The 12414-nt window shown below is 43.2% G+C and carries 10 protein-coding genes and 1 pseudogene; 6 read left to right on the forward strand and 5 right to left on the reverse strand.

Annotation, left to right across the window (positions count from 1 at the left end):
* The first annotated feature begins 108 nt into the window (after positions 1-108).
* Both F6K63_RS13795 and F6K63_RS13800 read left to right on the forward strand, forming a co-directional pair.
* The gene (locus F6K63_RS13795) at positions 109-897 is read left to right on the forward strand and encodes a hypothetical protein (protein WP_008181648.1); all 789 of its coding nucleotides are present in this window, start codon (positions 109-111) and stop codon (positions 895-897) included.
* 221 nt (positions 898-1118) lie between these two features.
* Entirely contained in the window at positions 1119-1514 is a 396-nt protein-coding gene (locus tag F6K63_RS13800; protein WP_008181649.1) for a nuclear transport factor 2 family protein, read from the forward strand.
* On the opposite strand, the pseudogene F6K63_RS37820 reads toward F6K63_RS13800, so the two are convergent.
* A pseudogene (locus F6K63_RS37820) lies at positions 1511-2490 on the reverse strand (GMC family oxidoreductase). The gene F6K63_RS13800 and the pseudogene F6K63_RS37820 overlap by 4 nt on opposite strands.
* A gap of 1187 nt (positions 2491-3677) precedes the next feature.
* Positions 3678-4064 (reverse strand): SET domain-containing protein-lysine N-methyltransferase, encoded by a 387-nt coding sequence (locus F6K63_RS13815; protein WP_287312379.1) that lies wholly within the window; start codon positions 4062-4064, stop codon positions 3678-3680.
* A gap of 760 nt (positions 4065-4824) precedes the next feature.
* Between F6K63_RS13815 and F6K63_RS13820 the strand changes: the two genes are divergently transcribed.
* Positions 4825-5562 carry a sulfotransferase-like domain-containing protein gene (locus F6K63_RS13820; RefSeq protein WP_287312380.1) on the forward strand — a complete coding sequence of 246 codons (738 nt, stop codon included), beginning with the start codon at positions 4825-4827 and terminating at the stop codon, positions 5560-5562.
* Positions 5563-6149: 587 nt separating this feature from the next.
* Complete coding sequence (locus tag F6K63_RS13825; protein ID WP_287312381.1) at positions 6150-7454, forward strand: glutamate-5-semialdehyde dehydrogenase; 1305 nt, start codon at positions 6150-6152, stop codon at positions 7452-7454.
* Between the two features lie 903 nt (positions 7455-8357).
* On the opposite strand, the gene F6K63_RS13830 is transcribed toward F6K63_RS13825, so the two are convergent.
* The 3 genes from F6K63_RS13830 to F6K63_RS13840 form a co-directional block, all read right to left on the reverse strand.
* Positions 8358-9365 carry an alpha/beta hydrolase gene (locus F6K63_RS13830; RefSeq protein ID WP_287312382.1) on the reverse strand — a complete coding sequence of 336 codons (1008 nt, stop codon included), beginning with the start codon at positions 9363-9365 and terminating at the stop codon, positions 8358-8360.
* Between the two features lie 501 nt (positions 9366-9866).
* A complete protein-coding gene (locus F6K63_RS13835; RefSeq protein WP_287312383.1) occupies positions 9867-10418 on the reverse strand; it encodes an RNA ligase family protein in 552 nt (183 codons plus the stop codon).
* A 1104-nt stretch (positions 10419-11522) separates the two neighbouring features.
* The gene (locus F6K63_RS13840; protein WP_158026238.1) at positions 11523-11660 is read right to left on the reverse strand and encodes a hypothetical protein; all 138 of its coding nucleotides are present in this window, start codon (positions 11658-11660) and stop codon (positions 11523-11525) included.
* 52 nt (positions 11661-11712) lie between these two features.
* On the opposite strand from F6K63_RS13840, the gene F6K63_RS13845 reads away from it, so the two are divergent.
* Both F6K63_RS13845 and vapC read left to right on the forward strand, forming a co-directional pair.
* A complete protein-coding gene (locus tag F6K63_RS13845) occupies positions 11713-11961 on the forward strand; it encodes a hypothetical protein (protein ID WP_044492511.1) in 249 nt (82 codons plus the stop codon).
* Complete coding sequence (gene vapC, locus F6K63_RS13850) at positions 11958-12362, forward strand: type II toxin-antitoxin system tRNA(fMet)-specific endonuclease VapC (RefSeq protein WP_008181669.1); 405 nt, start codon at positions 11958-11960, stop codon at positions 12360-12362. Before F6K63_RS13845 ends, vapC begins: the two co-directional genes overlap by 4 nt.
* Positions 12363-12414: the final 52 nt, after the last annotated feature.

The raw sequence follows: 12414 nt of genomic DNA on the forward strand, positions 1-12414 counted from the left end.
AACTAGACTGAGCACTGACTCCCTGACGCATTCAGCTATTAAGAAAACTAAGCTAGGAAGAAATTGCGGCTGTTGAAGGCTTGATTTGGGAGCCTGAAAACCTTTATTGTGCTGTGGTGGTGTAATCTGGTTAGTCCTGTGTGGCGTCATTCCCAACAGCACTCTCAAACCCTTGACCAGGGGAAAGGTATGAATATAGACTCATACATCAACATTGAGCAAGAACAAATTACACGCTCCCGCGTGCTGTTTCATAGCATTCGCTTTGATTTAAATCAAGACATTCTTACAAAAATTAAACAAGCACAAGAGACTGGTCACGGCCTTGATATTTCCGGAGAGTTGCTTAGTGATTTACGCCATTTAGCTCTGCTGGATTGGGAAAACCGCCTCCAGTCTGGATTGACCTTTTCTACCTACTATCTACCAGTTGATCGAGCACAGGCACTGATGCGGAGTGTGATTGCCCTTGATGGAGAAATCCTTCACCAGATCAAGAGAGACTGTCTGGAGAATCCCGACTTTTGTTGTCAAATTGCTGACGCTCATTACTGGCTGATCACTCAAATCTTGGCTCAGCTACGCCTGAAACCATCACCAAACTTGCCTAAGCTGGCTTGGGGACTATCAGCGCTGATGATAATCCTGGTGATTGTGGCAGTGCTGGTAATTCCTGGTGTATTACAGCTAATACTTGCTCAACCCTGGAGATGGTTGATTATTATAGTGGGCATAGTCACCTGTGGTCTACTTCTAGTAATACTACAATCGCTGCTACGTTCATGTTTAATCAGGATTGCGCCTTGGATGTTGCGTCAGCTATTGTCCGGTTTGCTCTCGGCCAAGCCTGGTCCTAAGAAAATTGCTAAACGTATTCTGGCATGGTTATTGCCCTGATTAGTGATTAGTGACTTAGGGTGCGTTAAGGGCGGGCTCATCATCATTTTCCCCTCTAGCGCCAGGGTTGGCACAGCCCTTCCGAAAATTGCCACAGGCTGGAAGCCTGTTCCACGCCTGATGCCCATTCCACCCACCGGGTCAAACATCTGCCTTTTGGCTTTTGGCTGGGATTATTCGCTAAGGGCAGAATTTAACCGATAATATAAAGGTGAAGTCAGATGGAAACTATGTCAACAGAAGCGATCGCATCAGTAATCAATGTCTATTTTGCTAACATGGCAGCCATGAATCCAGGTGGCTGGGTAGAGATTTTTGCTGAAGATGCAGTGATTTATGACCCAGTGGGAAAGCCACCAATCAACGTCTCTGAGGACTCGGAGAAGTTCTTTGCACTACTGTCTAGCTTCTTTAACAGCTTTGACATCTCACAAGAGCAAATTTTTATTGCTGGCAATGGAGCAGCGGTAAAGTGGAGGATGCAGGTGTCTGCTAAGAATGGTCGTGAGGCTACTGCTGAAGGCATCAGTGTTTTTGAAATTAATGATGACGGTAAGATTCAAAAGGTTTTGTCCTACTGGAATGAAGCAGAAATGATGGGTAAACTTAAGGGTTAATTCCTAAATGGTGTTGGCTCTTCCTCCATCAGCAAATCAGCTACTTTTTCGGCAATCATTATGGTTGGGGCATTCGTGTTACCACCAACGATAGTGGGCATGATTGAGGCATCTACAACTCGTAACCCCTCTATACTATGTACCTGCAGGCGGGAGTTAACCACTGCCATTGGGTCATTCCCCATCTTGCAAGTTCCAACTGGGTGATACAATGTGCCAGCGGTATCGCGGATGTAGGCAGCAATTTCATCGAGTTGCTCGACTTGAGTTCCAGGGAAAAGTTCCTCCCCCCGAAAGGTCTCAAATGCTGACGCCTGAAGTATTTGACGACACAGCTTGATGCCAGTAAGCAAAACCTGTAAATCTGTTTGATCAGTTAGATAATTGGGCGGCAGGGTTTTAAGTAAGCAGCAGCGGTACTATGACGTTTACCGTTTTTCTGAGTTACCTGATAAAATCCTACTCCTTCTGGTTCCCGACAGTTGAAGTCCTTGGTGTTTTCCAAGCCTATTTCTGTAGCTGCTTCGACAAACACCTGAGATAGGGGGTTGGTGTAGCGCAAATTGGCGACATTGAGCGGACAATCAGTGCCATGGTATTCAGACGCTCCCCTTTCCTGGTTTTCGGCTTTCTTAAAATAGGGCAGCACCTCAGAAAAACTCCACCCCTTATTCCCTAATTCGTGCCAGTGGTCATAGTTCCAGCGGTGACCTCGAATATATATCATGGCGTTGATAGAGCTACAGCCACCTAGAACCTTGCCACGGGGCCAGAACAATTTGCGGTTGTTCAGATTGCTTTGGGGTTGTGTATAGTAACTCCAATCGTATTCAGTTCTGAATAGGGCGCGAAAGGCGATGGGGATGTGAATTGACCGCTCGCGGTCTGGCTTGCCAGCTTCCAGTAGCAATACTCTAGTGTTGGGGTTTTCCGTGAGGCGGTTAGCTTCATGCGCGCTTATGCCCCACGTCCGCACCGAACGCGCCCCGCGTCGGCTTTGCCGAAAGGTCGGCGTGGGATGAATGGCGGACAGGAACTTTGATATTTTATTTTTCGTCTATACTAAAAAACAGTAGGGTTTATCAAATTAAGAGCTAACCGCCACCTACTAACTAAAAATAGAACTTTTTTGTATTGTTCCGGCGCGGAGGGTCATCCCGTGTCGTTAATAAAGCTTGCCGAGTATCCTAACCGTTGGGTGGAGTTGGCAAGAAGCCCACACGCTCACTCGTTCGCGGAGCGGCTCTGTAAGAGCAGAGTCAGTGTGGGAGTATGTCACCAAGGACACAACCTGCTGAACCAGCACCGACAATTATATAGTTATAGAGCATCTTAGATTTAGGCTCAAATGGAACTATTGGCTGATGTGAGTAGTTAAAATTAACATTGAGTCTGTGGCAAAAGTCAATTTTTGCTTTTTGCTATGTAGCTATAGTACCTATTACTGTGAGCTGTTCCCAAAAAAATAACCCCTGAGTCTGTTGCTGTTAGATCACAGCTCGACCAACTAAGGGGTATCGATGGCTGAATTGCGTAAGCTATTTACTACTATCCACAGCCGCTGTATGCGATCGCGTTTTCGGAAAGTTAACCTTAGGTATAAGTTGATAGTAAGAGGAGTTGCTCAGACGTCAGGCAACTAGTATGTAGCTGGAAAACCCTTTGGAGCTGTTACACAAAAAAAATACCCCTGTCTTGCTCTTAGATCACAGACAGAGGAATTAAGGGGTATCGATGACTGAATTGCGTAAGCTATTTACTACTATCCACAGTGGCTGTATGCGTACGGGTTTTCCCAACGTTAACCAAAGAGTTAACCAATGGTATAACTTCAGCGTAAGGTTGCTCAGACATCAGACAACTAGTATTTAGCTGGGACAAGCCTTTGAGCTGTTCCAAAAAAAATACCCTCTGAGTGTCTTGCTGTTAGATCACAGCTCGACCAACTAAGGGGTATCGATGGCTGAATTGCGTAAGCTATTTACTACTATCCACAGCAGCTGTATGGGTAAGGGTTTTCGAAAAATTCACCAAAATAATGTATTACTTCAGGGTAAGGCGAGCTGGTAAAGTGTTTTTGAAATTTAGAAAACACTAAATCTATGTGACTCAGAAAATTAGATCAGGATTTATGAAAAATATCACAGGACTTGCTAACAATGATTAAACAAATTTGTTGGCATCAGCATACTCATCAATGTTGGTGTAGAATAATGTAACTTCTTGACTTTTATTAATATTTTTATCTGCGATCAAATGTGACCATAAACCAATTTCATCTTCGATCCAGTCCACACGAGCATTCGGGTTTTCTGCGTGATTACAAAGAGAAGCTAAACCAAAAACAAGATATCCAGTCACATTTTTACTTTTGCCATACTCTAACGGATTTACGAAGTAATACTTGAATATTTCCGTTTCATTTATGTTTGGTATTTTGTTTATAGAAAAAATACCAACAGGAGCAACTTCAATTAATGTTCCTTGGGGAATATCCTGTGTCGCAATAATGCCCCTTCCTTTATTAGGAATTTTTTTTACTTCAATCATTGATTATTTCCAATCGATAATTTTTGAAGATCAATTTATGATAGTTTATTGTTCCCTATTATTGTATACAAATCTAGGTAAATGAGCAACATCACCGTCCAACTCAATCAGTTATATCTGACAGGGACGATTGTTACTATGTAACCGTTCACTCTCCCTCCAAAGAAGCGATCGCTAAAACTACCTACTCAAGATGATGAAGTAGTTTAGGTTCATCGGTGCGGTTGTCATCTTTTATGAATCGAGCCATGATTGATTATATCTCAAGTCCTGACTTTTAGGATACAACAATCTGGCCTCTGAGAATGACTTTTGCTCCCTCTACAGTTTGAATGTATGAGTGAACATGAAGCTGGTACACTTCAGAATTGGAGATCGTGGCCGTTACTTTTCATCTAGGCGGTTCATCAACAGATTTAGTCCTGTTGCTTGTGGATGGTTTTGTTACCCTCCTGACCCTCCCAACACTTGCACGCAATCTTTTGGCTCCTCATGTGATTACTCCGGCTCTGATATTTTAATCCTTTGCATAATTTTATTACCATAATTTTTTTTTGACAAGCCGTAGAAGTAATAAATAATTGATGGGAACATTACAATTTAGCACATCCATCGCTAAAACTAAGGATAATACTAGGGGTGAAACCCATAATTAAAAGTGTTACGTAAAAAAATGCTATGCTTCTTAATTATTGATGATTGACGCTTAATAATCGCTGAATTTTATCATTGCTTGATTCGAGGAAAGGAGATTGATTTAGTGGCAAATCAACTGAAACGCATCGCCATGTGGGCTAGTCCACGATGTCTTTCGACAGTTCTACTACGTTCTTGGGGAAATCGCCCGGATACCTTTGTACAAGACGAGCCGTTTTATCCACATTATATTTCAGTCACTGGTCGGAAAGACCCGGGAATGGACGAAGTGCTCAACCGTTATGAAACAGACTGGGTCAAGATTGTAGAGCAAGTGACGACCGGGTCAATACCAAACGACAAATCGATCTATTACCAAAAGTTTATGATATATCGACTCCTACCCCATATCGACATTAGTTGGGTTCCCCAATTGACCAACTGCTTTCTGATTCGTGAACCTCGGGAGATGCTCCTATCTTATCTTCGGCTATGGCCTAATCCGACATTGGACACCATAGGGATGCCACGACTTAAGCAATTGTTTGAAATAGTCCGTGACTATTCAGGTCTCATTCCGCCGGTAATCGATGCCCGTGACCTACAGGAAAACCCATGCCATACCTTGTCCTTGCTCTGCGAAGCGGTAGAGGTTGAATTTACAGATGCGATGTTAAATTGGTCTAAAGGCAACCCAACCGATGATATTTGGTCTAAATATCAGTGGTATGACACGGTGAGAAACTCAACCGGGTTTCACCCCTACAAACCCAAAAGCGATGCCATCCCGGAGCGCTTTGATGACCTTCTTTCCGAGTGCAATGAAATCTACAGGGAATTATACAAATATCGCCTTGTGTGACAACGAAAGGGTGACAAACAAGCTCAGGGCAAACGCATCTTGTTGGGTAACCGGGGATAGTTATCAATAAATCCTGGCTTATGGTGCTTGTTGAGAAGATACTTTCCAAATATAGTGTTTTTTTAATTTATAAAATACTATAATACAGGACTAAAAAAATTATTAGATGCGTTTGCCCTGCGGCTGTATGCGTACCGGTTTTCGCAAAGTTAACCAAAATGTATAACTTCAGGGTAAGGCGAGCTGGTAACAGGTGATGCAACTAGTATGTAGCCGGGAAAAGCCTTTGAACTGTTCCAAAAAAATCACCCCTGAGTCTGTTGCTTTTAGATCACAGCTCGACCAACTAAGGGGTATCGATGGCTGAATTGCGTAAGCTATTTACTACTATCCACAGCGGCTGTATGCGATCGCGTTTTCGCAAAGTTAATCTTATAGTCAACCTGATGTATACCTTGATGGTTTAGCCGATGATGGGGGTTTGGGGCAAGCAAGAATCCCCAAGAATAGCACGGCCTGCACCCTCTGGGAGCATCAATTTGCTACACTGCTGATCACGTATTGGTATTGCCTCCAAAATCAAAACCATGACAGCTACACCACTTGCATCCATACCCCTAAGTGCGATCGCTCAAAAAACCCGTCAAGCTTCACAAAAGTTAGCCGTTCTCTCAACAAAGGCTAAAAATGAAGCTATTGAGGCAATAGCCCAAGCCTTGGAAGCTGCAGCACCGGAAATCCTAGCGGCGAATGCTGCAGACTGCCAAGCGGCTGAGGCAGATAAAATTCCCAAACCCCTTTACAATCGCCTGAAGTTGAACGAAACGAAGCTCAAGGGGGCTATTCAGGGGGTGCGAGATGTGGGCAACCTTGGTGATCCTGTGGGCAATGTCCAAATTCATCGAGAACTGGATCAAGGACTAATCCTCAAACGAGTCACTTGTTCCTTAGGAGTTTTAGGGGTTATCTTTGAAGCTCGTCCCGATGCCTTAATTCAAATTACCTCTCTTGCGATTAAATCCGGTAATGGTGTTATCCTCAAAGGCGGTAAAGAAGCAATTCGCTCCTGTGAAACCCTAGTCAAAGCAATTCATAAAGGATTATCTACCACAGCAGTTGACCCAGCAACGGTACAGTTGTTAACCACTAGAGAAGAAATCAAAGAGCTGTTACAACTAGACCACTATGTGGATTTGATTATTCCCAGAGGGTCGAATGCTTTTGTTCGGTTTGTGCAGGAGAATACTCGTATTCCAGTACTCGGTCATGCTGATGGGATTTGCCACCTCTATATTGATGCAGCAGCTGACTTGGAGAAAGCGGTAACTATCACCGTTGATGCCAAAACCCAATATCCAGCGGTTTGTAATGCTATTGAAACCCTGCTGGTGCATTCAACAATTGCTCCTCGTTTCTTGCCCCTAGCAGCAGAAGCTTTGAAAAAGCGTAATGTAGAATTACGAGGGGATGAAGCTAGCCGTGAGATTATCCCAATCTCTGTAGCAACGGATGAGGATTGGTCTACAGAATACAGTGATTTAATTCTTTCTATCAAAGTAGTAGACTCTGTAGAAGAAGCGATTAACCATATCAATACTTATGGTTCCAGACATACGGATGCAATTGTTACTGAAGACCAGGAGGTAGCAGATAGCTTCGGAAATCAAGTGGATGCCGCTAATGTTTTCCACAACTGTTCTACTCGCTTTGCCGATGGTTTCCGCTATGGGTTTGGAGCAGAAGTAGGAATTAGCACTCAACAAATGCCCCCCCGTGGTCCAGTGGGGTTAGAAGGATTAGTAACTTACAAATACAAGGTTACAGGTAATGGTCACATTGCCGCTACTTATGTTGGTGAGAATGCTAAGCCTTTTACCCATCGGGATATCTAATATTCTTCCGTAAATTTATAATGCTTACGGAAAGTAACAGGTTTAAAATTCCGAAAGTATTGTCCAGTAATGCTTTGAGTATAATTATACTGCCAAGGGCACCTAGTAAGTTCTCTTGATCGATATTTTTAGACTTTTGCAAGAGGTCTATAAAAAAAATCCCCAGCGGGTAGCTGAGGGACAAGTCACGTTGCATCTACTATTTCTTAATCCTTGATTGCTCTATCTAGATCCGGAAGAAATTAGAAATGCTTACGCCAAGGAGACAGCCAAGATGGTTATCCCAAATAGAACTGATAGATTGGTTGAGACAAAATTGAACAAAAAAAATCCCCAGCGAGTAGCTGAGGGATTAGTCAGGGTGCATCTACTATTTCTTAATCCTTGATTGCTCTATCTAGATCCGGAAGAAATTAGAAATGGGTAAGCCAAATAAAACTGATAGATTGGTTGAGACAAAATTGAACAAAAAAAATCCCCAGCGAGTAGCTGAGGGATGAGTCAGGGTGCATCTACTATTTCTTAATCCTTGATTGCTCTATCTAGATCCGGAAGAAATTAGAAATGCCTAAGCCAAATCAAACTAATAGATTGGTTGAGACCACATTAAACAAAAAAAATCCCCAGCCGATAGCTGAGGGATGAGTCAGGGTGCATCTACTATTTCTTAATCCTTCATTGGTCTATCATTATCCGGAAGAAATTAGAAATGGGTAAGCCCAATAGAACTGATAGATTGGTTGAGACAAAATTGAACAAAAAAAATCCCCAGCGGGTAGCTGAGGGATGAGTCAGGGTGCATCTACTATTTCTTAATCCTTCATTGCTCTATCTCGATCCGGAACAATATGGCAAAACAGGTCTGCTCTACTAACCATGGGGCAAGCGGGAGATTGACGTTATTTACAAATCCTCCCAGATCTGATCAAGAAACTGCATAATCCGTTGGTCAACCGACATCTTTGAACCGTCTCCAGAGAGGCTGGTTGCGCCTGAAGTGTAGAAGTGGCCGAAGGCGGGGACCCAGGCAAAGGTATATGGAACACCAACTTTCTTGTAATGCTCAATCAGAATGGGCATTGTAACGAAAGCGGCTTCCAGGTCGTTCTGCCCTTGGAACAGGAGGATCGGCGGGCTATCCGATGATTCTGTTACCGTGTTGAGGATGTCGAAGCCAAGGATACCACCAGACATCATGAAAGCAGCTGCCACCGGTTCGTGCATGCCATGGGCGACGTTCAAAGTTGTTATGGCTCCGGCGGAAAATCCACCGACGACAATGCGCTCTGGATCGATATTGTACGTTTCAGCTGAGTTGCGGATATGGTTGACGGCGGTACGCAGATCTTCGGCAGCCGACAGCACCCCATCGGTGATAAGTTTCATGTCTTCAGGATCGCTAGGATCCAGGGGATCGAGGTCCATTATTTTACGAACCTTATTCATCTGATCGATCAGTAATATGAGGTTCGTCATGTCGATATCATCTGGCGGGTAGTCCGACGCTACTGGGTTGTCAGGTATCAGTCGATAAGTGATTGCGAAGCAAACGTAGCCCCGCGTTGCAAACTTTCGGCAATAATCCCCCGGGGAGGTGTCTTGCGCGCCACCTTCGTCGTAGGTGTAGCGTGGACTGCCACGATGGAACGAGCCGCCGTGGGTAAAAATGACAGCGGGTCGTGGTTTTTCTTCCGTTTGTTCTTCCGTGTCTTCAAGGGGCTCGTAGACATCCATCCACAAGTTGAGATCATCCAATTCACCGTCTTCTTTGATAACATCCCCTTGGCCGTAGATCACCTCTGGCGTGACCTTGTAGTCAAGCATGGATCGGCTTTCAGCTAAGGCAGGAGCTTGAAACAACATCCACAAACACAGACAAATTAAAGCAAACAAAGCAGTAAACTTTCTCATCAGCACTCCTAATGACCTAGAGGTATAACGATTCAGAAAAAATCAATACAACTGAATCTCCCTGGAACATAGTAAATCATTTAAGGAAACTGATCAACCCACATTCCGCACCCCCCAGTGCCAGCCATGTTGGTTTGATAATAATTCTTTTTGATAGTAGTTATGTACTACTGTGATTCCTCATTTTTTAGTTTCCAGATATTGGGGTCGAGATACGTACAATATTAGCCATTAGGCTGGAAACCCCCTCTCCGAAATGGTTTGACAACTCTTGTTTCAAAACGCGGTCGCCAAATAGAACTGATAGATTGGTTGAGACAAAATTGAACAAAAAAAATCCCCAGCGGGTAGCTGAGGGATGAGTCAGGGTGCATCTACTATTTCTTAATCCTTCATTGCTCTCTCTAGATCCGGAAGAAATTAGAACTGATAGATTGGTTGAAACAACATTGAATAAAAAAAAACAACGGGATGTCAAAGGCAATGATAATCAATCCTCAATCAGAAGTCTTTGCATTTAATTTTTGCTTGGCGTCCATCCTCGTGGCTAAAAACAATTCCTTCTGCCCTGCACCCAGGGGAATACAAACTTTCTAGATCTGTTAATGCTTCTCTTAGCTCGTTGAAGGTTCTACCAATATTCTCAAACACAGGAGCTTGTAAGTTAAACAGTACGCAAATATGTTCCTTTAGCTTTAATGGGTTACCCTGAATTTTTGGTCCCAAAGCTTCCGCACAATGTTTCCCATCCGGTACGTCAGATAGATCTGTGTTTCTCATCGCTTCAAAGATCCATTGATCAGCTGGATCGTCCGAGTTAGCATCTACATACCAACCATCTTGTATGCCAAGCTGTTTTTGTTTCTTGGTTGGATTACGCCGTTTTTCTAAATGTATACATTTGCCAGAAACCACACTTAAGCGTACATTAGTTCCATCAAGTTTTTCCGTAGCTATTCCTTCGCCAGCGATCACCCACTCGCAACCTGAGCGCACTTTGTTAATAACCTTAAAATTATCTCCCCGTTCAAAAATTGTTGGAATTTTTTTCATAACTCTGACACCAAATTTCAAGAGGGCAATTGCTACACCTCTGTTCACCTTAGACTAGACACCTTACTATGGAATCGATAACAGGATGGGTTATCCCTTTTTCTTCCGCTTACCCTGGCTGAGGGATGAGTCAGGGTGCATCTACTATGTCTTAATCCTTTATCGGTCGATCTTAATCCGGAACAATTTAGAAACCCGTTCGCGTAGCGGGGCAAAACCCATCGCATTGATCAGGAGTGCATTTCTCAAAAGTGATAGATTACTTGAGACAAAATTGAACAAAAAAAATCCCCAGCGATTAGCTGAGGGATGAGTCAGGGTGCATCTACTATTTCTTAATCCTTGATTGCTCTCTCTCGATCCGGAAGAAATTAGAAATGGGTAAGCCAAATAGAACTGATAGATTAGTTGAGACAAAATTGAACAAAAAAAATCCCCAGCGAGTAGCTGAGGGATGAGTCAGGGTGCATCTACTATTTCTTAATCCTTGATTGCTCTCTCTCGATCCGGAAGAAATTAGAAATGGGTAAGCCAAATAGAACTGATAGATTAGTTGAGACAAAATTAAACAAAAAAAATCCCCAGCGAGTAGCTGAGGGATGAGTCAGGGTGCATCTACTATTTCTTAATCCTTCATTTCTCTCTCTCGATCCGGAAGAAATTAGAACTGATAGATTGGTTGAGACAAAATTAAACAAAAAAAATCCCCAGCTGGTAGCTGAGGGATCAGTCAGGGTGCATCTACTATTTCTTAATCCTTCATGGCTCTATCTAGATCCGGAAGAATTTAGAAATGCTTAGGCCAAGGAGACAGCCAAGATGGCTATTCCACATAGAACTAATAGATTGGTTGAGACAAGATTGAAAAAAAAAAATCCCCAGCCGGTAGCTGAGGGATCAGTCAGGGTGCATCTACTATTTCTTATTCCTTCATTGCTCTCTCTAGATCCGGAAGAATTTAGAACTGATAGATTGGTTGAGACAAAATTGAACAAAAAAAATCCCCAGCGGGTAGCTGAGGGATTAGTCAGGGTGCATCTACTATTTCTTAATCCTTGATTGCTCTGTCTAGATCCGGAAGAAATTAGAAATGGGTAGGCCAAATCAAAAGGCAAGTTGTGAAACCGTTTGACCTTGATGTAAAAAACCTACCCCTTTCAGCCACACTTCCCTGTCTCTCCTCTGCCCCCACACATCCCACACCTCCCACAAGACCCACACTTCCCGGACGAAGTAGCTCACCCAATTTAGAACTGCTATAAACTTGGATAAGTTCTATAACGCAGAAAGCACGATGGAAAGCATTAAAGTAATCTCCCATGTGGGGTCTGATGGTATTTTACATCTGGACGTTCCAGTAGGGATAACGAACGAAGAATTAGAAGTTATGGTGGTTTTTAATCCATTAAAATCATCCTTAAAACTAGAAACACCCCAAGGCTGGATGCCTGGTTTTTTTGAGGAAGTAATTGGGGGTTGGGCGGGAGAACCGTTAGAGCGGGGGAAGCAAGAAGAGTTTGAAACCAGGGAGAGTCTATTTTGAGCTACCTTTTGGATACCAATGTTTGCATTCGGCTGTTGAACAATACCAGTCCGGCGGTGACATCTCGCCTTGCTACCGAACAACCAGAGAATATTTTTATCAGCTCCATAACCGAGATGGAGTTATATTACGGTGCTTATCGTAGTACCAAACAGTCAATAAATTTAGCACTTTTGCAACGATTTTTCAGTCAGTTTACGATTCTACCGTTAGACAGCAATCCTGCCAGAATAGCAGGACAAATCCGGGCTGATTTAGCAGCTATGGGAACACCAATCGGACCTTATGATTTACAAATCGCTGCGATCGCCCTTGCTAATAATTTAATTGTGGTTACTCATAATACGGCTGAATTTAGCAGAGTTCGTGGACTACAAATTGAAGATTGGGAGCTGGACTAGCTTTTAAGCAAATACTACTAGAGCAAGTTGAAAAATATTGGTATTAGGGTGT

The organism is Moorena sp. SIO1G6 (assembly GCF_010672795.1).
Classification (GTDB): Bacteria; Cyanobacteriota; Cyanobacteriia; order Cyanobacteriales; family Coleofasciculaceae; genus Moorena; species Moorena producens.